Genomic DNA, 25,233 nt, shown 5'->3' with positions numbered 1-25,233 from the left:
TCGGGTATCACTACCCGACCTTTTTGCTATCTGGCGGAATGTCAGACAGTCACTGCTTCTGCACGTGCTTTGCGCGTCACCAGACGGCGCAGCGCTACGTAAAACACGGGCGTCAGGAACAGACCAAACAACGTCACCCCTAACATGCCGGAGAACACCGTAATACCGGTAACACCGCGCACTTCGGCACCCGCACCATGCCCTAAGATCAGCGGGATCGTCCCGGCGATAAAGGCAATCGACGTCATGACGATGGGCCGCAGACGCAGGCGACAGGCTTCCAGTGCGGCCTCAACAATGCCTTTACCCTGCATCTCCAGTTCGCGGGCGAACTCGACAATCAGGATGGCGTTCTTACAGGCCAGCCCCATCAGCACCACTAACCCGACTTGCACGAAGACGTTGTTATCCCCGCTGGTCAGCCATACGCCGAACAGGGCGGAGAGCATGGTCATGGGCACAATCAGGATCACCGCCAGCGGCAGTGTCCAGCTTTCATACAGTGCGGCCAGCACCAGAAAGGCCAGCAGTATCGCCACCGGGAAGACAATCAGCGCCGCATGTCCCTGGGTGGATTGCTGATAACTCAGGTCAGTCCACTGAATATTCATGCCGTTAGGCAGCAGGTTCTGCGCCAGCCCGGCCACTTCAGTCATCGCTTCGGTTGACGAGAGCACGCGTGGATCGGCATCGCCGATGATGTCCGCCGCCGGATAACCGTTGTAGCGGATCACCGGGTCTGGACCGTAAGTGGTGGTGATATTGACCATACTGCCGATCGGTACCATTTCACCTTTGTCATTACGGGTACGCAGGTTGGCGATGTCCTCGACACTCTGCCGGTAAGGCCCGTCAGCCTGCGCCATCACTTTCCAGGTGCGGCCATAGCGGTTGAAGTCATTGATGTATGATGAACCGAGATAGGTCTGCAGCGTACTGAACAGTTCGTCCAGCGACACGCCCTGCGCTTTGGCTTTATCGCGGTCAATTTTCGCATCCAGCTGCGGCACGTTGGCCTGATAAGAGGAAATAGGGAAACCCATTCCCGGTGTTTGCATGATTGCGCCCGACATGGTGTTGATTGCCGTTTGCAATGCGCCGTAACCGAGCCCTGCGCGGTCCTGAATATAGAGCGAATACCCAGAACCCTGACCTAAACCGAGGATCGGCGGCGGCATAATTGAGAACGCAAACCCTTCCTGTAGCTGCGAAATCTTGGCGTTGATTTCCGCATTGATCGACGCCGCAGTGCGGGTACGTTCATTCAGAGGTTTCAGCGCGAAGAACACTGTGCCGGTATTCGGCGTATTGGTGAACTGCAAGGCATTCAGGCCGGGGAAGGCGATGGCATCGCTGACACCGTCAACGCCAAGCCCGATGGCGCTCATTTTGCGGATCATGGCATCCGTTCGCTCCAGCGATGCGCCTTCCGGCATTTTCACGCCACCGATCAGATAGAGTTTATCCTGCGTCGGAATGAAACCGCCCGGCACCGCTTTAAACATAAAGGCAGCAGCGCACAGCAGCACCACGTAGACCATAAACACAGCGCCACGGCGGCTCAGTGCACGTGAAACCGCATGCTGATAACGCTCAGAACTTTTATTGAAGAAGCGGTTGAACGGGCGGAACAGCCAGCCAAACAGACGATCGATAATCCGGGTCGGGATATCTTTCTTTGCGCCGTGTGGTTTTAACAACAGCGCCGCCAGGGCAGGGGAGAGCGTCAGTGAGTTGATGGCCGAGATCACGGTAGAAATGGCAATTGTCACCGCAAACTGCTTATAGAACTGCCCGGTCACGCCAGAGAGAAACGCCATCGGCACGAACACGGCACAGAGAACCAGCGCAATGGCAATAATTGGCCCTGACACTTCCCGCATCGCCTGATGCGCCGCCGCCAGCGGACTGAGCCCTTCCTCAATATTTCGCTCAACGTTCTCCACCACCACGATGGCATCATCCACCACGATCCCTATCGCCAGCACCAGTCCAAACAGGCTCAGCGTATTGAGCGAGAAACCGAGCAGATAAAGAACGCTGAATGTCCCGACGATAGAAATCGGTACGGCCAGCAGGGGAATAATCGAGGCACGCCAGGTTTGCAGGAACAGAATAACCACCAGCACCACCAGCAGTACCGCTTCCAGCAGGGTGTGAACCACTGCGCTGATAGAGTCGCGCACAAACACCGTTGGGTCGTAAGGCGCTTTCCAGGTCATACCGTCCGGGAAGCGGGTGGCCAGTTCGCCCATCTTGGCGCGGACGGCATCAGACAGATCGATGGCGTTGGAACCGGGCGCCTGGAAGATACCAATCCCCACCGCGTCTTTATTATTGAGCTGTGAACGCAGGGCGTAACTGCCAGAACCCATTTCGATGCGCGCCACGTCACGCAGCCGCACAATGGTGCCGTCATCGCTGGTTTTCAGGATGATATTGCCGAACTCCTCCTCATTTTGCAGGCGGCCCTGGGCGTTGATCGACAACAGATAGTCACTTTTGGTCGGCATCGGTTCCGCGCCGAGCTGACCGGCAGAGACCTGCACGTTCTGCTCACGCATGGCTGCGACCACATCCGAGGCGGTCAGGCCGCGGGAAGCGACTTTATTCGGATCCAGCCAGACGCGCATGGCGTACTCACCGGCACCGAAAATCTGCACCTGGCCGACGCCCGGCAGACGCGCCAGTTCATCTTTGACTTTCAGCGTGGCGTAGTTACTCAGATAGAGGGAGTCGTACTTGCCGGAAGGGGAAACCAGATGCACCACCAGCGTCAGGGTAGGGGACTGCTTCTGGGTGGTGATCCCTTGCCTGATCACATCCTCCGGCAGTCTTGCCTGCGCCTGTGACACGCGGTTTTGCACCTGAACCTGCGCCTGATCCGGGTCAGTACCTGGGCGGAAGGTCACGGTGGTGACCAGCACGCCGTCGGAACCGGCGACGGATTTCATGTACATCATGTTTTCGACGCCGTTGATCGACTCTTCCAGCGGCGTTGCCACGGTTTCAGCGATCACTTTCGGGTTGGCACCCGGATAAACGGCGCGCACCTGCACGCTCGGCGGAACCACGTTCGGATATTCACTAACCGGCAGCAGCGGAATAGAGATCACGCCACCAACGAAAATCAGTATCGACAGCACCGCCGCAAAAATTGGCCTGTCGATGAAAAAGCGGGAAAAGTCCATGTGTCAGGATCCTGTGGAAGCTTAGTGGGAAACCGCTGGAGCAGCGTTGGCGGCGATCATCGCGACAGGTTTGGCGTCAACCGACATTCCCGGCATAAACACTTTCTGCACGCCATCGACGATCACTTTGTCGCCACTGGCTAAACCTTTTTGCACAATGCGCAACCCGGCGTACTGGCGGCCAACTTCGACATCACGACGCTGTGCCTTGCCCTGTGTATCCACCACGTAGACGTATTTACGGTCCTGATCGGTGAGTATGGCGCGGTCATTAATCAGCGTGGCGTTGAACTGCGGGCTGCCCGGCATCTGGACGCGGGCAAACAGCCCCGGCGTGAAGCGGCGATCACCGTTGTCGAGCACCGCACGCATACGGATGGTGCCGGTCCCGGCGTTAAGCTGGTTATCGGTAAAATCGACATAACCGCTATGCGGATACCCTTCTTCACCGGCCAGTGCGACTTTCACCGGCAATTTAGTGCCAGGGTCGGCAATATGCTGGCCGTTGCGTGCCAGCGTCTGGTAGCGCAGGAAGGTTTCTTCATCCACATCAAAATAGACATAGACCTTATCGAGCGATACCAGGGTGGTCAGCACACTGGCGCTGTCCCCGGCGGTCACCAGATTTCCGGCAGTGATCATCGCGCGGCTGGCGCGGCCATCAATCGGCGCGGTGACCTGAGTGAAGTCCAGATTCAACTGAGCCATGTCCAGTTGAGCCTGCGCCGCCAGCACATCGGACTGTGCCTGTGACGCCGCAGATTTGCGTTGTTCCCAGATTTCGGTTGATATCGCCTGAGTCCCAATGAGCTTCTCAGTACGTCCTGATTCGCTGCGGGTCAGACTGGCCTGATTGCGGGCGCGGACCAGTTCGGCTTGTGCCTGCTCGCGGGCGGCGCGGTATGTACGGTCATCGATGGTGAACAGCACCTGACCCTTTTTCACTTCCTGACCTTCGGTGTAATTGACTCTATCGATATAACCGGAAACCCGCGGGCGCAGCTGCACGCTCTGTACCGCTTCGATCCGGCCATTAAAATCGTCCCACTGGCTGATGGGTTTAACGACCACGTCCGCGACGCTGACCGCCGGTGCCGGAGGTGGCGCATTCTGTGCCACGCTGCGGTCACAACCGCTGAGCAGTACCGCCAACAGCGACACGGCTGAAAGTTGCAGCGCAATAAGGGAACCGCGACGGTTCCGTTGAACCAGGGAATTTTGCAGGTTTAGCATTATTTTTATTTCCAGTGAGTAAGCTATCCGAAGCAATACACCCGGTCCTGTCATCCGGGTAACGTCCTTTGCCTGAATCGCTTTTGTCCGATTTGCGTCGTTCACTGACGCAAGTTTGCAGCAAGAATAGAGAGCCGTGCTAAATTTAAAGTATCAATGAAAGATACATTAATTCGGAGGGATTGTAGGGAGGTGCTTATCAAAGTGCAAGAATTACTGTTGCACTTTATGTGCTCTTTTTCAGGGGGGTGGCGAGGTGAGGAAAATGACTCTACACTGAGACGTGTTTAATGCAACAATAAAACTTGCATTTATCGGCAAATCCCTTCAGGCTAAAAACAGAACAAGACTTAGACCCACATCATTCACGTTGCTGCAAGGCGGGAGAGAGAACATGAAAACGGCTGATTTTATTCACGATTTAACTGACTGGATCGACAAAAACCTCGAAGAGCGGCTGGATATCAACACCGTCGCCGAGCGCGCCGGGTACTCGAAATGGTATCTGCAACGGATGTTTAAAGAGCACACCGGCTCTGCGCTGGGTGAATATATCCGTGCAAAAAAATTAAATATTTCGGCAGAAAGACTGGCCAACAGTGGCGAACCTATCGTCAATGTGGCGATCTCCTTAGGGTTCGATTCCCAGCAGTCCTTTAACCGCAGCTTCAAACGTCAGTTTGGACAGACTCCGGGTGACTGGCGCAAAACCCTGCACAGCCAGCCGGAACGTGCGGGTTGTATGTGTAGCTGATGCTGTAACTGATATCACAGACCCTCGTGTAGCAACGCCCGGCCATCTCCGACCGGGCGTGTCTTTAGCCTTTTATCCCCTGCAAAATCTCTCTTAACTTCTCCTTCTGCTGCGCACTGATCTCGCGTCCCGCGGAATAACCGGTGTTTTGGATGATGATCTCATTCAGGGCCACCAGCCAGTCATAGATATAAAACGCGGTATTGTTGACCGGTGCCAGCGTCAGTTTGGTCAGGCGTTGAGAGGTGCTCCAGGTTTTTGGCGGTTTGGCGAAGATTTTATGCCCGCGATTAATGCGGCTGTCAGGGCGCTGTGACTCTTCAATGTTGAGAAAACCCAGCCAGGCGACGAAATCGCCCATCACGGTTAACGCGCGCGATACCTGACGGTCGGCCTGGCTTTCGGCGCTGGAACCGCTAAGCGGCGTCTCTTCCAGAATATTGACCAGTTTTCCCACCACGTCCATGCGAATCCCGGCGGTGATCACCTCTTCAACCAGCATCTCGACGCCCGGTTTGCCGATACCCAGCAGATCGACCAGCGGGGCGTTGTCCGGTAAACTGCGCAGGTGGTTAATCCAGTGATGCTGAGCCTTGCGGGCAAAATCAGTTTCGGCGACGGCAGGCGCGTTGGGCTCTTCGGTCACCACTGCTTGCACCGGCTCTTCGCTGAATAAATCAATACTGATGCCGATACCGAAGGTTTCTGTCACCTGCGGCGCGTTTAGGCCGGTTTTCTGCACGGCCACTTGCGGAGTATTGAATTGTTGCAGATAGAGGCGGCGCAACTCTTCGCGGGCGGGCAGCAGGCGTTCGAGCAGCTCACCGTGAACACCCGCGCGGGTTTGCAGTGCTTTCAACAGACTTTCCGCGATGCGCTGTTTTTGTTGCAGCTCTTCTGCACCGGCTGGCTGATGCCAACTTCCCAGCAGGTTATCTGCCAGTTCGCGGCGGACTTCTTCTAACTGTTCCATGACCCGCTTTTGTTTGCTTTGCGGCGTCACTTCGGTTGATAACCACGCAGCCATCCGCTCGATGCCGCGTTTGTCCATTGCCAGCATGGTGCCCCAGGCATCGCCCGGCGTACCGACATAGCGCTGCACGGCTTCATCAAAATGTTCGCTATGGGTGATGCGCTGATCAAACGGCGTCAGCGCCCAGATAAGCCCCGGTTTACGACGGCTGCGCACCTGTGCGTTTTCACCCTGAGTCTGTTTTACCCAGTAATCCAGTGCCTTGCCGATGCGTTTTACTGCGTCGCGGCTACCCGCTGCTGTGCAGACCATCAGCAAATTCACCTGCTGGCTGTCGGTATAACGCTCGAGCAGACTGGCATTTTTGGCATGTAACAAGCCGGGTGACAGCAGGCTGTGCGGCCGGCCGGGGGCAAGCGTATCGACATCGGCCGGGAAGGTCAGCAGGTCGACCTGTTCAAACAGCGCCTCCTGTGGTGCGGACATCAGCGGCACCAGCAGTTCTACGCTGAGCAACGTCAGATCCACCAGCGTGATCTCAACCGGCGTATTTGCCACGCCGTGTTGCAGCGGACGTACTGTCACCGTTTTCCCATGGCTTTCAGCTTCAAATTCACCACTTAAGGTCAACGGACTCATGATGCCGTCAGCGGGCAGCAGGTGATCGTCAACCAGCACGCCGAGCGGCGCGAGAACCTGTGCAGCGCTGCTAAGTTGTTGCAACGTATGCGCAAAATGGCGATAGAAGGCGGTCGGATGCACAGCCTCATTCCATAGCACCGAGAATAAACGCGCCCGATCATCAACACTCAAATAAGGTGCAAGATCGACTGCCGCAGGCCAGAAATGCAGGGCGAACGGTTTGTCTTTTTTTGCATCAGCCCGCGTCATGGCGTCCCAGAGTGCCACCACGTCGTCACCCGTCAGCCCGTCAACCGGTTCCGGCTGGCGATGCATAGCCAGGCTCTGAAGATGGGCGAGGATCTGCGGCGGGTCCCACTGTACCGGCGTATTCTCTGCATTCAGCGCGGCGATTTTTATCAAATCGGCTTCGCTGAGCAACGCCAACTGCACGGGCCACAACGGGTCCAGGACATCCGACTGGCGGCTGAAGCGGGTGATCACACCGCAGGCTTGATCGCCAGGGTTGATATGGCTCAGATAATCAAGCACATGATTACCGAGCAGTGTCTCCAGACGCCCATTTTCTGCCGCCACCATTGCGTTCAGCAGATGGGCTTTGCCCGACTGCGCCTGACCATACAAACCGATAGCAGGATTCTGGGATGCTGTAATTCCAAGATGATGGGATTTATAGCGCTGACGGCGAAGTTTCAACTTCAGCCGGTCCGCTTCCATATGTAAACGCGGTGACGTCACGCGGTTTTCTTCCATCCAGGCCATGGCCTGATCAACGCCGTGAACAATCGCGTGGAACTGACCGGCTAGATGTTCAGGTTTTTTCGAATTCATTTTTTAAATACGCTCCCACTGTCGATCCAGTAATGGGTGGCACCTGAACCGCTGGCCGCTAAGGTGTTGAGCTTTAACCGCAAATGTGCCGGCGGGATCGGGGTACCGTCCTGCAACTCGGCGTCGGCAATTTCCACTTTTTCCGGGCTGTCGGAATTCCCCTCTTTGCTGACTTTCAGTTTCAGCGTCAGCACGTTGTCTCCGGCAATTCGGCGCGCCAGTTTGTGGTCGCTGATTGACAGGGTATACAGCGGTGATGCGGGCCAGCGATCGTTATCCAGCTGGCGGAAGCCTAAACATAACGGGCCACGCATCTGGAAACTGACCTGCTGGCTCAGCTGGAAATCAGGCTGATCGAGGTCAATGTCGCTGTAATAGACATTCTCGGCAGTCAGGGCGTTATTGCTATCGAGCATGCCGAGGTAGCGGATGGTCGAGTAAGGCTGAAAATCACCCGCCTTAAAGTAGAAACTGTTCAGACGCAGGTCAAGGGACAGCAGGCACAGCATGGCACCCACGGCGGCGGTGGATTTCGGGTTCTCAATGCGGCCAAGTTTATTAAACGGATACCAGTCGCTGGTGTGGTAGCCATCCAGTGACAAAATGCGATTCGCGGGCAGCGGTTGCAACAGACGAAATAGCGCCTGAATACCGGGGAAGCGAGACGGGCGGCCGGTCAGCAGTAGCACGTCACAGGAGTAAAGCGCCACCACTTCGCACAGCGAACGCAATTGCTGGGTGATGTTCATGCGTGGCGATAAAAACTCGGCGTGCAGCTTGCTCAGGTTGAGGATCAACGGCACCTGTAGAATGTCAAACGGTGCGGCGTCGCTGCGCAACTCGCGCTGGACTTCACTGTTGATGTGATCCAGCACTTTTTGCGTCGGTGACTGGCCGATCAGCGCGCTGAAGCGGGTTTCAATTTCAGCTCCTGCATCCAGCGGGTCAAACGTTTCGTAAGTTTCAAGGATTGCCCGTCCGACCGGCATAAAGATTTGCAGTGTGACTTGCTGGCGCAGAATCGACAAACCATCCATGCGGCCTTCGTGGCCGAACAGCTTGTCCATCAGGGGTTCCGGGTTGGCGATCCCGGCTTTTTTCAACGCACCCTGTAACGCAGGCAGGACGTACAGTTGGATCACGTCGAGCAGAATGTCATCACCCGCGACTTTAAACCCTTCGCGGAACAGCAAACGTGGCAAAATCTTAACGTTATGACCCACGCCGTCATCCAACCAGTACTGGGTGATGGCTAAATCTGTCGTGCCGCCGCCGATATCAATCGAGGCGATGCGCAACGTTTTACCGGCGCTTTCACCGTCGGCCAACTCTTTGTCCGGCCTTGCCATGCTGGCGAAGAAAGCCTCGGTACGGCCGGCAAAATTCACCTGCGATTCGTTATACAAGTAGACCATCTGGCCGCAGGTCGCTTCGTCCCACTCCATTTGTACTTCAGGTACCGGCACCAGGCTGTTGGCCTGCTGTTCTGGCGTGCTGAAGGCTTCATCCGCCGGGTGCCAGCCCATGGCTTTCCACACCACACCAATGGCCTCAATCATTCTGCGGCGGAAAATCTCGCGTTCTGGTTTTGGCATCGCCGAAGGCAGGGTGAGAATAATATTACGCAGTTGGCGCGGGGCGGTGGAGTGGATCATCTTCATCCGTTGTGCCGCGCTGTTGATTTGCATCAGCGCCTGCGCCAGCAGCTCAGACAGCATAAACGTCATGACCGAACTGCGGCTGTAGTGTGGCGAAAATACCGGCAGACGCTCATCGGCAGGCAGCGTAAACAGTGGCTGGCCTTCATCGTTGAACAGGAAGGTTTGCGGCAGGGCGGTAGCGGGGGGTTCCTGCGTTGAACTGCCCTGACATTGGCTGAAGCGCCAGCCCGGCGCGTAGCTCTCTTCATCCCACAAATAACGGCGCGGGCTGGAAAGGCCGGTCGAGCCTTCTGTGCCCTGACGCACCAGCGCCATACGGCTGGCTTCTCGCCCAACGCGGGTGATCGACGGCCAGATAAAGGCATCGTCGCGGCCGCTCTCCACCGAAAAATTCTGCTTACCAAAGGCGGCTTCAGCAAACTCGATGCGGCTTTCAAACAGCTCGTTGTACAGTTTATGCGGCTCGCTCAGGTCACGGATTTGCAGCTCGTAGGTCTGCTTTAGGCCGTTGCTCTCATCCGGGCTCTCTTCCACCAGAATACCGCAGGTATGGGAGTTACCGACGTCGAGGATTAAATCCACCTTGATGGCGGGTTCCTGTAACGTGCTGGCGCTGATTTTGATTTCCGGCACGGCTAATTGCGTGCCCAGCATGTCCAGCAGGTTGAGGTAATGCGCCTGATACTCAAACTCGCGCAGGGCGGTTTTGATGTCCCGTGGATTGCGTTTTTCACGCAGGCTGGCCTGTTGGTTAAACACTTCGCGCAGCCAGCCGTCCACCCAGGTCAGATCGAGGAAATCGCTCAGCTCATCGTTATAAAAAGCCAGCGCAAAACTGACGCCGGTTTTGATGTCATTTTCATTAGGAGCCAGCAGTTCGTTGTTCTGACCTTCGCCATAGACTTTGGTATCGAACGCCAGACTGATGCGGTGCGTATGGCCTTCCTGGTCCGGTGCGTCGAGCGCCAAAATCTGCATCCGCGCCCAGTTATCCGGGCCGCCGGAGAAATTACGTGGCGGCGTAAAGCGCAGGAACGGCACCGGCAGCCACACTTTTTCCAGTAGCTTGAGTGATTGTTCCAGCGAGAAGCTGGACTCAGGGCGTACGACTTCTACCTGCATACCCGGTACCGGCAGGGAATACTTGCCGGTCAGCGGATCATGGTCCAGCCGCAGCAGCGGGCCATTGGCGCTTTTACGCACAAATTTATAGGGCAGATCGGCATCGATGTGCGGCGTTAGCGCAAAGTCGAGGAACTGAATACCGCTGTTTTGAATCAGCGTAATACGTTGTTTGTAATCGGTGATCGTCGCCAGCATCGGTTATTTACTCTCACGCTTCATGGTCATTGGGAAGACCGTGTTGCCGTCATAGCGGCCCTTACAATCTGCGGGTCCGGTCAGGGACTGAGTACAGACGATCTCCGGCATCTGATAGCGGGAGCCGTCGCTGCATTTGGCTTTAAACCGGCTATTGATCACCAGATTTCCAGAGCTCATTAGCCCTGCATTGATATCAGCCTTACAGCTCATGCCGTCGCCATACAAGATCCGCGCAGTGCCTTTACCGTTTTTAATCTGGTATTTCAGGCTCGGCGGTTTGCCGGTGATTGGCGTTTTAATATCCAGCATTACCCGCCAGTTACCGTTAAGGAATTGGGTCGAGCCGACTTTTACCGCGTCCGGCGGCATGGTCAGCACATTCTTATCTACCGGAACAGCAGGCACATTTTGCGCCTCAGCGACCGGCGGTACTGGGGCGGCTACCGTAGCCGGGGCAACCACCGGAGCAACCACCACTGGCGGTACAACGGGTTGCGGTGCGGCAACGGGCGCAGGTTTCTCTTCAACGACCGGTGTTGCAGGCAGGGCGCGTTTTTCCGCCACCACCGGCGCGACAGATTTCGCTGGCGTGGTCGGTGGCGCTGGCGCAAACACGCCGCTGAACTGCATCACCAGCGTTGCCAGCAGGGCGGCACCCGGAATTAACCACCAGAAACGCAGCCAGCTTTTACCGGTAGCAGGTTTTGTCACGGCAGCGGCAATGGCTTCCGGCGCAGTGTCCGTTTGAGGTTTCGGCGGCGTTGTCGGTGTGGCGACCGGCGCAGCTTTGCTGGCCTCTGCCATCGGTAAATCGACCAGTGAATATTCCGGAGGAGCGGCCGGTGGGCGCAGGCAGTCCAGCGCATCGGTCCGGGATTTTTTGTCCAGATGCACGAAGCCCCAGAAGGTCAGTACGGGTTTACCGTCCACCAGATAAACATGGTTCTGATCGGGAAATTGAATGGCTTTGGCGAGCAGAGCGCCAAACAGCTGCTGCCCTGGTTTGTCAGATTTCAGCGCTTTCTGACAGAGTGTATGCACGATAGCACGGCACTGCTCCAGCTGCGTTACCGCTGATGCACGTTCGGCGTCAGTGGCGGCCAGCCACGACGTAACTTTGCCGGGGATTGGTGCATACCAGTCAATGCGGTCGCCCGCTTCATTGGGTTGAGGGATTGCCAGAATGTTGGCGACGGACTGTTGCCGGCGCAGGCGCAAGGTTTCGCGTAACTGAAGCGCTGAGGCATACACCGGTTGGCCGTTTTCGCCCAGGGCCAGAATTTCGTCCAAACTTCCACTGCGTAAAAATGATTTTGCCACGCAAAAATGACCCTGAGTTGGAGAGGCTAGAGAAGATGCCAGCGGCAGAAAATAATGCACTATCGGCGATTGTGGTGATTTTAACGTCACCCGCTGGCAATCAAACGCAGGAATAAGGGGGTAAAGCGGGGCTTGTTTAGGGCAATCAAGCCATTATGCGCAGGCCTGTTCTCTGTTAGCGGAGGCAAAAATGTTGCCGCCCAACGCCTGTGCTTTAGCCAGGTGAATAGGGATATCCATGGGTTGCGCGGAAAAAAACAGCTCGGATGTGGCCACCGTCGCGCCGCAATAGTTGAAAATACCGTGATCTATCTGGGTTTTCATGGCCCCAAAATAGCCATGTCGGGCAAAGGTTCGCATGTCTGCACCGCCTATCGCCACCAAATGAACCTTAAGATGTTGCAACTTCTTCACGACCTTCCCTTCCCCCTTGTCATCATAGGCCCAGCCATTGGCGAATACGCGATCAATCCACCCTTTTAGCTGGCCCGGCATGGACCACCAGTAAATCGGGTAAACCAACACTAATGCGTCAGCGCGGTCGAGGCGTGTTTGTTCGGTGATAACGTCCTGCGGCAGCGGTGCTTGTTTATTAAATGCCGACATATCCGCCGCAGTAAAGCGCGGGTCAAAACCCTCGGCGGCGAGGTCGGCTATTTCAGCGGAATGGCCTGATGCCGACTGAGCAATACCCCCGGCAATTTTGCGGGCAATGGTGTGGGTCAGCGAGTCACTCACTGGGTGCGAAACAACGATAAGGGCGTGCATAGTGCAAATTCCTTCTTGTAGCAGGGCGGGGTGGGCTGTAAAATAATATACTATTGGTAAGTTACTTTTGGTATATAGCAATGTCAAGTAGTGAAAACAGAAAACCGGTTGCCTCTTCAAGACCCCGCGTGCGGTTATCCAGAGAAGATCGTTACCAGCAACTTTTGCGCATGGCGTGGGCGGTGATCCGTGAAGAGGGCACTGAAGCGCTGACGCTGGGCTATCTTGCTGAGCGCTCCGGCGTGACAAAACCGGTGGTTTATGATCACTTTGGTACGCGTGCCGGCCTGCTTGCGGTGCTCTATCAGGATTATGATCAGCGACAAACGGCGCTGATGGACGCGGCCCTGGAGCAAAGTGAAGAGACGCTGGCGGGGAAAGCCACGGTGATCGCTTCATCCTATATCGATTGCGTGTTGTCTCAGGGACGTGAGATCCCAGGCGTGATCGCCGCCCTGACCGGTGCGCCTGAGCTGGAAAAAATCAAACGTGACTATGAGGCGACTTTCGTTGAGAAGTGCCGCGGCATTCTGACGCCTTTCTCGACAGGGGAGTCCATCCCGTCGGCGGGTCTTTGGGCCATGCTGGGGGCCGCCGAGGCATTATCGTCTGCGGCAGGACGAGGAGAAATTAGCGCTGAAGAGGCAAAAAATGAACTGTTCGACACCATTGTCTCGATGGTGAAACGGGATAAACGCCGCACCTAAAACCTATACAGGCTGCATTGCTGAGTCTTGAAAGTTATCCCTGATTTTTGAGTCGCATGCCTCGGCCCTCCGATTTGGTCTAACCTTTCTCTATTGTATTTTTATTAACAAGATTGCCCTCAATCCGCAAATAGCAGGAGTTAATGATGAGTTTTTTGGGATGGACGGCGGCTGTGGGTGGACTGTTACTGCTGATGTCACTGGCGTCCGGTTGGATACATCGCAGCCCGGTGACATCGTTTGGCTTGTATTTGGCGGCGGGTGTCGCCTGCGGCCCGTGGGCGCTGGACCTGCTGCATATCGATATCGTGGCGCATTCGGCTCTGACCGGCCGGCTGACCGAAATCGCCATGGCGGCATCGCTGTTTATTACCGGCCTGAAACTGCGTATTCCTTTTCGCGACCACGGCTGGCGTATCGGTGCGCGGCTGGCGTTCCCCGGCATGTTACTCACCGTGGCGGGTATCACGGTAGTGGCGCACTATCTCACCAGCCTCTCCTGGCCCATGGCGCTGGCCTTTGGGGCGATTGTCGCCCCCACTGATCCGGTACTTGCGAGCCTTATCTCCGTCAACGATGCCAGTGATAGCGACAATCTGCGGGTGTCGCTGTCGAGCGAGGCGGGCATGAATGACGGCTCGGCTTTGCCGATTCTGATGCTGGCGCTGTTACTGATGAACACGACTGAGCCACTAACGTACTTGCAAATCGGCCATTGGGCGCTGGTGGATGTGCTGTGGGCATTACTGGGCGGACTGGGGATCGGTTACGGTTTGGGGCGGCTCATTGGGCTGCTTGCCACCCACTTTCGCCACGCACAGGGGGATATCGCCCCGAGTGATTTTATCGCACTGGCGCTGATTGCCCTGAGCTACGCGGCGGCGCAGAGCCTCGACGCGTCAGGATTTTTAGCCGCCTTTGCCGCGGGGGTTGGGCTTCGTAGCGCAGAGTTACGCATTGTGAATCTGCATCCGCCGGAGAACATGGCCGATGACTTGCGCTACCGGCCTGCTGAAGAGTTGGTGAATCCACACATCCGCCACTCATTTGCCGATCGCGGGCCGGCAAAATCCATGGGCCTGGTGGTGGGGGACGCCTTGTCATTCGGCGATACCATTGAGCGCCTGTTTGCCGCGGCCATTATTGTGGTGCTGGGCATCACTCTGTCACAGCACTGGGATCCCATGGGGTTACTGATTGCAGCTGTGCTGTTTATCGTGATTCGCCCGGCCTCGGTGTATATCGCGACTCTCGGCGGTCAGGTTCCACGTGCGAGGCGTTTGATGATTGGCTGGCTGGGGATCCGGGGCATCGGCAGCATTAACTACATTGCTTACGCCTACACCCACGGCATGGCGGGGGCAGAAGCTGGCCGCATGGCCGATATCGCCTTTACGGTGATTGTCACCAGCGTGTTAGTACATGGTTTAACGGTGACGCCGCTGCTCAACTGGCGACAGGGGCGTCAGGCGCTGCGCGCAGAGCAGGAAAAGGAGAAGTGATTAGCTCATTTATGTAACGGGCGCAGCACTCTGCGCCCGTCAGTCAAACAATCAAACACCTTATCAATGCTTATTTGCCGATTTCAGACATCACCTTCACATCGGTTTGGGCAATCTGACGCTCTTTGCCCCAGGCATCTTTGTACTTAATCAGGCCGGTGTCTTGGTCAACTTTGGGTTTGCCCTCACTGACAATAGTGCGTCCGTCGTTGGTTTGAATGGCGTAATTGCTCGAACAACCCGCCAGCAGGGCGGAAAAAACGATGGCAGATGCCAAAAGATAGCCTTTTTTCATAACCTACTCCTTGTCGTTAAACCTGATTTAGGTTTAGCACAGGATGGAAATTGGGCCAGTGGATTTTTCTCTGCTTCTTCATAACTCTATCTATACTCTGTCGGGGTTTGCGAAGTCAGATTCGCAAAAAAGGCGGAAAAGTTTTGATAAGAAAGGCCGCCAGTTAAGTAAAAGTGACCAGTGACGGCACTTATTTTTAAGCCACCAGCGGATTCGGTGTCTGGCGGGAATAAGGTGTAAGCAAGGGAGTTAATATGAGATTTGACGGTATTTCGAAGGGGTTTTTTATTCTGATCCTGTTCATTGTGACCATCGCTTTTCTGGATGTACTGGAGCCGTACTATTCGTCGGTACTGTGGGCCATCATCCTGGCGGTGATTTTCCATCCAATGAAAAACCGGATTAAACAGCATATCGGAGAGAAAAACGGGCTGGCGTCGTTCCTGACCGTGATGGTGATCTGTTTGATTGTCTTTACGCCTTTGGGGATCATTTTTTCCTCTCTGGCTATTGAACTGAACGTGGTCTACAACAAATTGCAGAGCCATGACACGCAGCTGCCCGCGATGCTGGCCGATGTCATGCAGCATCTTCCGGTGTGGGTGCGCCATTTCCTGACTGAGCACAATCTGGACAGCACGACAGAAATTCAGCAGAAACTCTCTGGCGTGGCGCTGAAAGGCGGGCAGTACCTGGCCGGTAGCGTATTCGTGATCGGCAAGAGTACTTTCGGCTTTACCGTTGGTTTCGGGATCATGCTTTACCTGCTGTTTTTCCTGCTCAAAGATGGGGCTTACCTGGTTAACCTGACCATGCAGTCCCTCCCGTTGTCCAAGGATGTAAAGCATCATCTGTTTGTTAAGTTCGCCGCCGTATCGCGTGCCACGGTGAAAGGGACCGTGGTGGTGGCCATTGTGCAGGGGATTTTAGGCGGTCTTGCGTTCTACTTCACCGGCATAGAGGGAAGCTTGCTGTGGGGCGCGTTGATGGCATTCCTGTCGATCATTCCAGCCGTCGGCTCTGCCATCATCTGGGTACCGGCTGCGATCTATTTCTTCGGTGCAGGCATGCTGTGGAAAGGGATCTTCCTGGTGGGTTTCTTCGTGGTGGTTATCGGTTTGGTTGACAACATCCTTCGCCCGCTTCTGGTCGGAAAAGACACCAAAATGCCCGATTATCTGATCCTGATTTCTACCCTGGGGGGGATGGAGATTTACGGCATAAACGGGTTTGTCATCGGTCCGCTTATCGCCGCTTTGTTCATCGCCTGCTGGAACATCTTCTCTGGCCGTGAAAATCAGGGAACGATGGACGAAATTGACGAAGAATTTATCGAAGAAGGGAAGAATCACCCCGACGCGTAGTGGGGCGACGCCGTTCCCATTATTGACTCGTTCTGCTATAGGTTGATGCTTGTCAGCCTTATAACGCCCGATGAACGTTATCGGGCGTTATGTATTTTAACGACAGGTGTGGCCGCCGCGTCTATTAATAATTCATTATTATTTCATTAAAACTTACAAAATCTAACTTTCAAGAAAACATGATCTCTGGTTGAAATAGTTAGTAACTACCTGGTTATTTGTTAGTGACAATAATCTTTAATGCGTTCCATTATTGCTCTTTTTGCGCACAAATACATTGTCACCGAAAATGAATTATAGTTAATTAATGTATTTCATGAATCAATCTCTTCCCTTGTGTCCTATTTTATTCAATTTTGGTCAGAAAGTGTGGGGTGCATTTTAAATGTTTATGTAGCACCCTCTCCGCATCAGAATAACAATCGTTTATGTTTCGAGCCAAGAGAGGTAAGGCTACTGTGGAACTTCATATTTAATAAGGTATAAGTATTAGCTGATGGTTCACACTTCTATTTATAATTTCATGAAAAAACTAAAATATAGACTTAACGTGTTGTGGGTCAATCACATCGAACTGTGTGAGCAACTGTGCGATTTAGGTAGCCGGGCAGCGAGCAACGGGTGCCTGAAAGAACAACTCTCCGAGTTACTCCAGCAGCAAAGCCTCCCTTTGGGCACAGGTAAACCCTCCGTTAAGCAGCCTTCAGCAAGGTGGAGAACCGGTGCTGGCACAGCTTGATGATTTGCGCATAAAGCAGGAAAGCCATCAACCTATCAGCCCAGTGGAAATTAACACCATCTCTCAGCACCTGGCAGCGTTACACTGCCGTTTAATTGAGATACAGAAGAAACCCATTTTATGTTTCATATAATCCCAATAGATAACTATTCGCCATTGTGAAAAATATGAAATATATAAAAATAAGTATTTATGCTTCCATGCAAAAATAAAAACCAAATTTTATAAAACCATAGAATACATTGGTATATTAAAAATCAATGACTTACAATCAAAGGAACAAAGTATGGGTATTTTTAGTAGCAAGAAAAAAATAGACATGAGTACAAGTACGCTTTCTCAGGCAATCATGTTGAAATGTCAAAAAAAGGACTTCTCTTATAAGTCGGAAACAAAAATTCTCACCCTCATTTATGAGCATGTAAAATACAACAGGGTTAAAGGCCAATGTCAGCACAACGGTAGAAATACAAATCTGGTGCATGGATTACTTCTTCATTTTTTAACTGATGCAGGTATCAACAATACTGAAGATCCTTCTTATCGGCCATTAGGAAATGCCCTTGCCGCCATTACGGGAAGGATTTATTTTTGTGAGGAGATCACTAAAAGCATCGCAATATTAACAAACCCTGCTCTTATAACAAATGGACAACGCCGAGAGTTGGTTTTGGCACTTTTACGTAGCATTAAGGTTGAAGAAGATAACCGGCTCAGGAGAGAAATTGCTAATGTGGCTCCCATTCTTTATCCTGATACTCGCAGGCATTTTGTACATATCTCAGAAGCAGAACGTCAGCGATTTATTTCATCACTGACAACCAAGATAATTGATCATGTTAAAAATAATCATGCTACTCGCTTGCGCAGTATTACCTACGTTGAGGAGTATGGCAATGATGTGATAAGAAATAGAATCGAAGATTTAAGAAACCAAGTGGCGACTCAGCGTTTCCCCGTAGGACCGCGGAGAGCGCCTCGAGCACCCGTTCGAAGGAACTCGCAAATACAGCAGGAACCCGTCATATCAGAGCGAGACACGAGTCATCGAAATGAACTCCATAAACAATTAGCCTTACTCTTTTCGCATATGGATCAAGTGAGGGAGCTTTCACCGCGGGATAAAATAACGGTATATGAGTATGAGTCTGAATATTATTTAAGAGAAGAGTGTGTGAGTCAAAATATCCCCATGGACAGTGGCCCCATTGTTCTTGAGTATATGAATGAGAATGAATATCTTAATAAATGCGATGCGTTTAAAAAACAATTTACTGCTGTCTTGCCTCAAATTCACATTATGGTATAAATATGACCGAGTGATTTATTTCCAGAGTACCAGGCCGTTTTGAAAAACGCACTGGTTTATCTTCTTAGATATCGTAGACTTAAATCCATCTACGGATAAAGTTAACAAAATGATAACCCAATTTTAGAATTCCGTTAAAGCGGGTTTTATCCGCTTTAACGATTTACAGGTCTTGCCACCCAACCTGCAGCGAATACAGCGTCATTCACGTCTATACTAATCTGCGTTCATGCCAATTTCGAAGGCGGATTAGGCTCAGGTCATGTCAATCGCCTGGGTGTCATAATAATCTCAGCGCCAGCCGGTATCCCGCCATCTGCCTTATGTTTTATTATGGAAAGCTCATCTCTTTTTCTTGGTAGCCAATCAAAACCGTCACGCACTACTTTAGGGGTTTGATTTACAAGAGAAGGGGATAACGTGGCTGGCAACAATAAACGACGCTTGAAAACGCTGGTGGGTGCAGGCAGCTATCTTTACGCGGCTAATGACCAGAAACCTTTGCCGGGTATACAACGGGCTGTCGAACTGGCGCGTAAGGCCGAGGCGGCGAAAATCACCGGCCTGTTTACCGCCGACCTGCTGCAGGCCGACCCGGCGGGGCTGGCGGGCAGCACCGGCAGTCAGGATCCCTTGATCACGCTGGCGGCGCTGAGCCAGGTGACCTCACGTATCGGGCTGGTTGCCACCGTCTCCACCACCTATCAACATCCTTATAATCTGGCCCGTCTGGTTGCCACGCTGGACCACGTCAGCGGCGGGCGGGCGGCCTGGAATGCGGTAACGTCTTCAGTCGGCGAGGAAAATTTCGGCGATATCACTCTGCCCGATCCGGCCCAGCGCTATGCGCGCGCCACCGAGTTTATTCAGGTACTCAACGCGTTGCTGGACGCCAATGACCCTTCCGCCGTGCAGCGGGCAGCCTCCGGCGGCGTGAAGATTGACCCGCAAAAACTGCACCCGATTCACTTTCACGGCGATTTTTTCCGCGTGCAGGGGCCGCTGAATGTGCCGGTGCCGCCGCAGGGCAGGCCGGTGCAATTTCAGGCCGGGCAGTCGGAAGAGGGGATAACCCTCGGCGCGCGCTATGCCGAAGTGATTTACACCTCGCAACCCACCTTTGAAGACGCCGTGGCCTTTGTCGAACAACTGCATCAGCGGGCGCGTGGCTTTGGCCGGGCGGAGAACCTGCCACTGGTGATGAACTCGTTCCACTCGGTGATCGGCGAAAACGACGCCGATGTGGCCCGCAGGCTGCGCGAAAAACATGAGCGTATCGATTACCAGCAGGGGCGGCTGAAGCTGGCGGATATGCTGGGCGGTGAGGTTGACCTGCGTGATGTTCCGCTGGACCAACCCCTGCCTGCGGCGCGGTTGCCTGACGTCGCGCAGGTCAACCGCCGTCGCGGACGTGCGGAGATCTTCCGCCGGTTTGCCCTTCAGGGGCTGACCCTGCGCGAGTTAATTATTCAGGCGCAGGAGACCGGTCACTGGTTCACCGCCGGGACGCCCGAACAGCTGGCCGACGCCATCGAGCAGCGTTACCGCGCCGGAGTGCTGGATGTTATCTCCCTTCACGGACTGGGGCAGCCCGATCAGGAAGATCTGTTGGTAAATGGTTTGCTGCCTGAATTGCGTAAGCGCGGGCTATTAGATGAGGATTATCAGGGGGATACTTTCCGGGAAAACCTGGGGTTACCCGCTTTAAACATGGGTTCTTTACATTCAAAATAATTTGCAAAAATTGCCCCGTCATGGCGCACGGTTTTAGTGATAAAATCGGCGAATATCATTCAACCTGCCATTGCAGAGAGTGACACCATGAAGGGAATACCATGAGCAAAATCATTATCGCCGGGCTTTTAGCCACCCTGCTGGCCGGGTGTGCCACGCAATCTCCGTGTGTTCCGGTGTACGACTCAGAAGGGCGTCTGGTCCACACCAATACCTGCATGAAAGGCACCACGCAGGATAACTGGGATACCGCAGGCGCCGTCGCCGGTGGCGTGGCCGCCGTTGCTGCCGTCACGCTCGGGATTGTCGCGCTGACCCGTTAAGCGCCAAATATCGTTGTCATAAAACAGGCCGGTGGTGTTAATCCCCACCGGCTTTTTTGCGCCTGAAATCAGCGAATACCGCCCGCAACTAAAGAAGCGCGGCTGATATCACCAATGGTTTTCGCACCGGTCAGGGTCATGGCCACGCGCATCTCTTTTTCGATCAACTCCAGCAGATTTACCACCCCGGCTTCACCGGCGGCGGCCAGCGCATAAACGAAGGCGCGGCCGAGCAGCACGCTGTCGGCCCCCAGCGCTATCATGCGCACCACGTCCAGCCCGGTGCGGATACCCGAATCCGCCAGAATGGTAATATCGCCTTTCACCGCATCGGCGATGGCCGGTAGCGCGTGGGCGGTCGAGAGCACGCCGTCCAGTTGCCGCCCACCGTGGTTGGACACCACGATGCCGTCTGCGCCAAACTTCACTGCGTCTTTGGCATCTTCCGGGTCCAGAATGCCTTTGATGATCATCGGCCCTTTCCAGAATTCGCGGATCCACTCCAGATCTTTCCATGAAATCGACGGGTCGAAGTTGGTCCCCAGCCAGCCGATATAATCTTCCAGCGTGGTGGGTTTGCCCCGATACGCCGATACATTACCGAGATCGTGCGGTTTGCCATTCAGGCCGACATCCCACGCCCACTGCGGATGCGTCACCGCCTGCAACATGCGGCGCGCGGCGGCATGAGGCCCGCTCATGCCGGAGTGTGCATCGCGGTAACGTGCGCCCGGCACCGGCATATCGACAGTAAATACCAGCGTTTTAACCCCCGCTGCCTGCGCGCGCTCCAGCGCATTGCGCATAAAGCCCCGGTCTTTCAGCACGTACAGCTGAAACCACATTGGCCGGTTGATGGCCGGTGCCACCTCTTCAATCGGGCATACGGACACCGTGGAGAGCGTAAAGGGAATGCCTTTTCTGGCTGCGGCACGGGCGGCCTGCACTTCGCCGCGCCGGGCGTACATACCGGTCAGACCGACCGGGGCGAGGATCACCGGCATCGCCAGTTCTTCGCCAAACAGCGTGGTGGCAGTGCTCAGTTCAGACATATTTTTCAAAATGCGCTGACGCAGGGCGATATCAGCAAGATCGGCAGTATTACGGCGCAGCGTATGTTCGTTGTATGCGCCGCCATCAATGTAGTGAAACAGGAAGGGCGGCAGCCTGCGCTGCGCTGCCGCACGGTAATCGGTCGAAGCAGAAATAATCATCTTGATTCAGTGTCCCTTTATTCTGTCAGTGTTTGCGGGTCCGGCGCATTTAACGCGCTCTCTGACGTAAACCATAGACCAGCACCACGGCAAAACAAGCCATCGGTAGAATATAGGAGACGGCGGTATTGTAGTGATCAGCTACCGCGCCCATCAGGTACGGCATGATGGCGCCGCCGACAATCGCCATGATCATCACCGAACTGGCGCGTTTGGTCTGTTTGCCCATGTTCTTGACGCCCATCGCAAAAATGGTCGGGAACATGATCGACATAAAGAAGAACACCGCCACCAGCGCAATCACCGAGACATTATCAATCCCGGCCACCACCACGCCACACAGCACGATATTAATCAGGGCGTAAACCACCAGCAGCGTGGCCGGGCGCACGTGACCCATCAGCCAGGTGCTGAAGAAGCGCCCGACCATAAAGCTGATCATACCGATGGAGAGCAGGTAAGAGGCATTCTGATTCGACAGCGTATGCCAGTGCTCGGTGGTGTAGTTGATAAAGAACGCACCGACGCCAACCTGTGCCGCTACATAGAAGAACTGGGCTACCACGCCGCCGGTAAAGTGCGCGTGCTGCCACAGCCCTTTTTCCACGCCACCGGTGAGATCCGTGCTCTGCTCGCGGATATCCGGCAGACGGGTACGGCCAAACAGCAGGGCAATCAGCAGCACCAGTACGGCGATGGCAACGTAGGTGATTTTGACCGACGCCAGACCTTCCGTCGTGGTGCCCTGTGTCGCGGTGAAGAACAGTGAACCGCCGATGATCGGGCCGACAAACTGCCCAAGGCCGTTGAAGGACTGGGAAAGATTCAGGCGACGCTCTGCACCGGCGGGGTCACCTAATACGGTAGCGAAAGGATTGGCAGCCGTCTCCAAACAGCCCAAACCGAGGGCGATCACAAACAGCGCGAACAGGAACATAGCGAAACTGCCTGCGGCCGCGGCCGGAACGAACAGCAATGCGCCGAGTGCATAAAGGCATAAACCGACCAGGATCCCGGCCTTATAGCCGTAGCGATCCATAAAGAAACCGGCGGGCAGGGCGATGATGAAATAGGCACCGAAATAGGCCGCCTGCAATAAACCGGACTGGGCTTTATTGACGTGCAGCACCTCCTGGAAATGCTTATTCAGCACATCCAGCAGCCCGTAAGATAACCCCCACAGGAAAAACAGCGTGGTGACCAGAATAAATGCCAGCCGGAAGCTGGACGTGGCTTTCTGCCCGGCATAAGCCGGAGTGGCAGTTTTGTTTGCGAGCATGGTTAATTCCTTGATATCTGGTTGCAGGGTTTGTTTCAGCTCAGAGCGGCTGGTTTTTTATGTCAGATAACGTGAAAAACAATGTCTTGATTGACTCATCCCTTTTCAGGGTTGTTCCGCCAGGGAAAAAATTCGTGTCATTTCCACCCACTTCTCTCCGGCGGGGGTCCAGGGCGTGGGGCGCTGATATTTCCACATCAGGGCTTCCCATTCGCCGACTTTAGGGTTCTCCAGACTGCGGCGTTCGAACAGGCCGCCGTCGAAGTCGTCCGTGGTCTCCATCACCATCATCAGGCGGTTACCGAGCCGGTAAATCTCCATCTGCTGAATACCGTACTGGCGAAGATGGGTGGCGATCTCCGGCCAGATTTGCCGGTGGTGCTGCTGGTATTCCTCGATGAGCGCCGGGTCATCGACCAGATCCAGTGCCTGACAGAAGCGGCGGCTCATGTTAATGCCCGGTCAAGGTGGGTGTAGCCGCCATCGACCGACAGCCACTGGCCGGTGGTGTGCGAGGCCCGCGATGAGAGCAGGAACACCACGGTGTTGGCGATCTCCTGCGGCGTAGTCATGCGGTGCCCGAGTGGAATGTGCGAGGTGATCTGTTGCAGCTTTTCTTCGGGATGGTCGAAGCTTTTGATCCAGCGTTCATACAGTGGCGTCATCACTTCCGCCGGGATGACCGCGTTGACGCGGATGCCGTCTTTCAGCAGCGACGCGGCCCACTCGCGGGTCAGTGCCAGAACGCCACCTTTGGCCGAGGCATAACCGCTGGTGTTGCCCTGGCCGGTCAGCGCGGTCTTGGAACTGATATTAACGATGGCACCCCGGCTGGCGCGCAGGGCGTCGAGGCTTAGATGTGCCATCAGATAGTAATGAATCAGGTTCTGCTCAAGCGATTGCACGAAGGCGGCGCGACCGGCCTCCAGGCCCACGCTGTCATTGGCACCGGCGTTATTCACCAGTCCGTTGATGTGCCCATAACGTGCCAGGATCTGGCTGACAGCCGCAGAACAGCTGGCTTCATCGCGGAGTTCAGTCAGGAAAAAACTGGCCTGTGGCTGATGCTGTTGCAAGCTGTGCATCAGCTCGTTGGGCGGTTCGGTATTGCTGATGATCACCGGAATAGCCCCCTCTTCTGCCAGCGTCATTGAGATGGCAGCACCAATACCCGAGCCGCCGCCGGTGACGATCACCACGTTATTTTGCAGATGCAGATTCATTGCTTGTTTCCTGTAGTCGGTAAATCGCGCAGGCATTGCCGCCGTAAAGGGCTGCCTGCTCGTCAGAACTGAGTGTGGCCGTGGCCTGTTCGCATAATGCCCATGGGTTTTCGTCACGTCCGGCCAGCAGGCACACTGGCCAGTCGGAACCAAACATCAGCCGTTCGCTGCCAAACGCCTCCAGCACCACCTCGAAATAGGGCAGCAGATCGTGAAGCGTGACGCCCGCCGGTCGTGGTTCGGTCAGCAGCCCGGAAATTTTGCAACTGACGTGGGGCAGTGCCGCCAGCGGAGCAATCTGTTTCGCCCAGTGCGCTGCGCCCAGGTGTAGATCCGGTTTGCCAAAGTGATCCAGCACCAGCGCGTGCCGGTCATGGCGGGCGGCAAACTGCGCCGCGTCAGCCAGATGGCGGTGCGTGACCAGTATTTCGTAGACATACCCCTGCTGCTGGATTTGCCGCAAACCGTTGTTCACTGCCGGATCGGCCAGCCAGTGTGCGGGCGACGGTTCATCCTGCACCTGATGACGAAACCCGCGCAGCAGCGGATGGGCCAGTAACGCCAGTTGCCCTGCAAGCTGCGGCGACGCCAGATCCACCCAGCCGGTGACGGCGCGAACAAATTCCGTCTGCTCCGCGATATTCAGCAGCCACTGCGTCCCGGCGATATCAGAACAGGCCTGAACCAGAATGCTGCCCTGCATGTCGTGACGTTGTAACGTCGGCAGCAACTGTTCCGGCAGGAAATCCGCTTTCAGTACCGCCATCTCGTCGCTTATCCAGCGATAGTCCTGCGGCCTGTAGCGCCAGAAATGCTGGTGGGCATCGATTCGCATCATCGCGGTTCTC

19 protein-coding genes are annotated in these 25,233 nt (G+C 54.9%); 7 read left to right on the top strand and 12 right to left on the bottom strand.

All coding sequences use genetic code 11. The features are described from left to right. Positions 1-41 precede the first annotated feature (41 nt). Positions 42-3,191 (bottom strand): efflux RND transporter permease subunit, encoded by a 3,150-nt coding sequence (locus tag EAH77_RS18735; RefSeq protein ID WP_140474342.1) that lies wholly within the window; start codon positions 3,189-3,191, stop codon positions 42-44. A gap of 21 nt (positions 3,192-3,212) precedes the next feature. After that, positions 3,213-4,424 carry an efflux RND transporter periplasmic adaptor subunit gene (locus tag EAH77_RS18730; protein ID WP_140474341.1) on the bottom strand — a complete coding sequence of 404 codons (1,212 nt, stop codon included), beginning with the start codon at positions 4,422-4,424 and terminating at the stop codon, positions 3,213-3,215. A 394-nt stretch (positions 4,425-4,818) separates the two neighbouring features. On the opposite strand from EAH77_RS18730, the gene EAH77_RS18725 reads away from it, so the two are divergent. Beyond that, positions 4,819-5,178, top strand: coding sequence for a helix-turn-helix domain-containing protein (locus tag EAH77_RS18725; protein ID WP_140474340.1), 360 nt, complete (start codon positions 4,819-4,821; stop codon positions 5,176-5,178). Between the two features lie 64 nt (positions 5,179-5,242). On the opposite strand, the gene EAH77_RS18720 is transcribed toward EAH77_RS18725, so the two are convergent. The 4 genes from EAH77_RS18720 to EAH77_RS18705 all read right to left on the bottom strand — a co-directional run bounded on the left by EAH77_RS18720 (position 5,243) and on the right by EAH77_RS18705 (position 12,696). Further along, complete coding sequence (locus EAH77_RS18720; protein ID WP_140474339.1) at positions 5,243-7,624, bottom strand: virulence factor SrfC family protein; 2,382 nt, start codon at positions 7,622-7,624, stop codon at positions 5,243-5,245. Then, positions 7,621-10,605 (bottom strand): virulence factor SrfB, encoded by a 2,985-nt coding sequence (locus tag EAH77_RS18715; RefSeq protein WP_140474338.1) that lies wholly within the window; start codon positions 10,603-10,605, stop codon positions 7,621-7,623. Before EAH77_RS18715 ends, EAH77_RS18720 begins: the two co-directional genes overlap by 4 nt. Positions 10,606-10,608: 3 nt before the next feature. After that, entirely contained in the window at positions 10,609-11,928 is a 1,320-nt protein-coding gene (locus EAH77_RS18710; protein ID WP_140474337.1) for an SrfA family protein, read from the bottom strand. 153 nt (positions 11,929-12,081) lie between these two features. After that, a complete protein-coding gene (locus EAH77_RS18705) occupies positions 12,082-12,696 on the bottom strand; it encodes an NAD(P)H-dependent oxidoreductase (RefSeq protein WP_140474336.1) in 615 nt (204 codons plus the stop codon). Positions 12,697-12,776: 80 nt separating this feature from the next. On the opposite strand from EAH77_RS18705, the gene EAH77_RS18700 reads away from it, so the two are divergent. Together EAH77_RS18700 and EAH77_RS18695 are read left to right on the top strand one after the other, a co-directional pair. Beyond that, on the top strand, positions 12,777-13,403 hold the full coding sequence (locus EAH77_RS18700; RefSeq protein WP_140474335.1) for a TetR/AcrR family transcriptional regulator: 627 nt from the start codon (positions 12,777-12,779) through the stop codon (positions 13,401-13,403). A gap of 146 nt (positions 13,404-13,549) precedes the next feature. Next, positions 13,550-14,905, top strand: a complete 1,356-nt coding sequence (locus EAH77_RS18695; RefSeq protein WP_140474450.1) for a cation:proton antiporter — start codon at positions 13,550-13,552, stop codon at positions 14,903-14,905. 70 nt (positions 14,906-14,975) lie between these two features. On the opposite strand, the gene EAH77_RS18690 is transcribed toward EAH77_RS18695, so the two are convergent. Further along, a complete protein-coding gene (locus EAH77_RS18690; RefSeq protein WP_140474334.1) occupies positions 14,976-15,200 on the bottom strand; it encodes a YgdI/YgdR family lipoprotein in 225 nt (74 codons plus the stop codon). Positions 15,201-15,454: 254 nt separating this feature from the next. Here EAH77_RS18690 and EAH77_RS18685 point away from each other — a divergent pair, with 254 nt between their 5' ends. The 4 genes from EAH77_RS18685 to EAH77_RS18665 all read left to right on the top strand — a co-directional run bounded on the left by EAH77_RS18685 (position 15,455) and on the right by EAH77_RS18665 (position 20,669). Next, positions 15,455-16,564, top strand: coding sequence for an AI-2E family transporter (locus EAH77_RS18685; RefSeq protein ID WP_140474333.1), 1,110 nt, complete (start codon positions 15,455-15,457; stop codon positions 16,562-16,564). Between the two features lie 1,025 nt (positions 16,565-17,589). Further along, entirely contained in the window at positions 17,590-18,612 is a 1,023-nt protein-coding gene (locus tag EAH77_RS18675; protein ID WP_140474332.1) for a hypothetical protein, read from the top strand. Positions 18,613-19,032: 420 nt separating this feature from the next. Continuing rightward, positions 19,033-20,346, top strand: coding sequence for an NtaA/DmoA family FMN-dependent monooxygenase (locus EAH77_RS18670; protein ID WP_140474331.1), 1,314 nt, complete (start codon positions 19,033-19,035; stop codon positions 20,344-20,346). Positions 20,347-20,447: 101 nt separating this feature from the next. Further along, complete coding sequence (locus EAH77_RS18665) at positions 20,448-20,669, top strand: hypothetical protein (protein WP_140474330.1); 222 nt, start codon at positions 20,448-20,450, stop codon at positions 20,667-20,669. Positions 20,670-20,737: 68 nt separating this feature from the next. Here EAH77_RS18665 and lldD read toward each other — a convergent pair whose 3' ends face one another. From lldD to EAH77_RS18640, 5 genes are all read right to left on the bottom strand, one after another. Next, positions 20,738-21,883, bottom strand: coding sequence for an FMN-dependent L-lactate dehydrogenase LldD (lldD, locus tag EAH77_RS18660; protein WP_140474329.1), 1,146 nt, complete (start codon positions 21,881-21,883; stop codon positions 20,738-20,740). Between the two features lie 49 nt (positions 21,884-21,932). Continuing rightward, positions 21,933-23,162: an L-fucose:H+ symporter permease gene (gene fucP / locus EAH77_RS18655; protein WP_140474328.1), complete on the bottom strand. Its 1,230-nt coding sequence runs from the start codon at positions 23,160-23,162 to the stop codon at positions 21,933-21,935. Between the two features lie 105 nt (positions 23,163-23,267). Continuing rightward, positions 23,268-23,612 carry an L-rhamnose mutarotase gene (locus EAH77_RS18650; RefSeq protein ID WP_140474327.1) on the bottom strand — a complete coding sequence of 115 codons (345 nt, stop codon included), beginning with the start codon at positions 23,610-23,612 and terminating at the stop codon, positions 23,268-23,270. Continuing rightward, positions 23,609-24,385, bottom strand: a complete 777-nt coding sequence (locus tag EAH77_RS18645) for an SDR family oxidoreductase (RefSeq protein WP_140474326.1) — start codon at positions 24,383-24,385, stop codon at positions 23,609-23,611. The genes EAH77_RS18650 and EAH77_RS18645 overlap by 4 nt, the downstream gene beginning before the upstream one ends. Continuing rightward, positions 24,363-25,223, bottom strand: coding sequence for an amidohydrolase family protein (locus tag EAH77_RS18640; protein WP_140474325.1), 861 nt, complete (start codon positions 25,221-25,223; stop codon positions 24,363-24,365). Before EAH77_RS18640 ends, EAH77_RS18645 begins: the two co-directional genes overlap by 23 nt. Positions 25,224-25,233: the final 10 nt, after the last annotated feature.

The organism is Ewingella americana (genome assembly GCF_006438725.1).
Lineage (GTDB): Bacteria > Pseudomonadota > Gammaproteobacteria > Enterobacterales > Enterobacteriaceae > Ewingella > Ewingella americana_A.
The sequence above is the reverse complement of the archived record's forward strand: the minus strand, read 5'-3'. Positions and strand labels throughout refer to the sequence as shown.

Coding starts and splice junctions, on each gene's coding strand:
- EAH77_RS18665 (WP_140474330.1), top strand. CDS start 20,448: ATGAGCAAAATCATTATCGCCGGGCTTTTAGCCACCCTGCTGGCCGGG.
- lldD (WP_140474329.1), bottom strand. CDS start 21,883: ATGATTATTTCTGCTTCGACCGATTACCGTGCGGCAGCGCAGCGCAGG.
- fucP (WP_140474328.1), bottom strand. CDS start 23,162: ATGCTCGCAAACAAAACTGCCACTCCGGCTTATGCCGGGCAGAAAGCC.
- EAH77_RS18685 (WP_140474333.1), top strand. CDS start 15,455: ATGAGATTTGACGGTATTTCGAAGGGGTTTTTTATTCTGATCCTGTTC.
- EAH77_RS18650 (WP_140474327.1), bottom strand. CDS start 23,612: ATGAGCCGCCGCTTCTGTCAGGCACTGGATCTGGTCGATGACCCGGCG.
- EAH77_RS18690 (WP_140474334.1), bottom strand. CDS start 15,200: ATGAAAAAAGGCTATCTTTTGGCATCTGCCATCGTTTTTTCCGCCCTG.
- EAH77_RS18705 (WP_140474336.1), bottom strand. CDS start 12,696: ATGCACGCCCTTATCGTTGTTTCGCACCCAGTGAGTGACTCGCTGACC.
- EAH77_RS18645 (WP_140474326.1), bottom strand. CDS start 24,385: ATGAATCTGCATCTGCAAAATAACGTGGTGATCGTCACCGGCGGCGGC.
- EAH77_RS18675 (WP_140474332.1), top strand. CDS start 17,590: ATGGGTATTTTTAGTAGCAAGAAAAAAATAGACATGAGTACAAGTACG.
- EAH77_RS18715 (WP_140474338.1), bottom strand. CDS start 10,605: ATGCTGGCGACGATCACCGATTACAAACAACGTATTACGCTGATTCAA.
- EAH77_RS18640 (WP_140474325.1), bottom strand. CDS start 25,223: ATGATGCGAATCGATGCCCACCAGCATTTCTGGCGCTACAGGCCGCAG.
- EAH77_RS18700 (WP_140474335.1), top strand. CDS start 12,777: ATGTCAAGTAGTGAAAACAGAAAACCGGTTGCCTCTTCAAGACCCCGC.
- EAH77_RS18720 (WP_140474339.1), bottom strand. CDS start 7,624: ATGAATTCGAAAAAACCTGAACATCTAGCCGGTCAGTTCCACGCGATT.
- EAH77_RS18730 (WP_140474341.1), bottom strand. CDS start 4,424: ATGCTAAACCTGCAAAATTCCCTGGTTCAACGGAACCGTCGCGGTTCC.
- EAH77_RS18735 (WP_140474342.1), bottom strand. CDS start 3,191: ATGGACTTTTCCCGCTTTTTCATCGACAGGCCAATTTTTGCGGCGGTG.
- EAH77_RS18725 (WP_140474340.1), top strand. CDS start 4,819: ATGAAAACGGCTGATTTTATTCACGATTTAACTGACTGGATCGACAAA.
- EAH77_RS18695 (WP_140474450.1), top strand. CDS start 13,550: ATGAGTTTTTTGGGATGGACGGCGGCTGTGGGTGGACTGTTACTGCTG.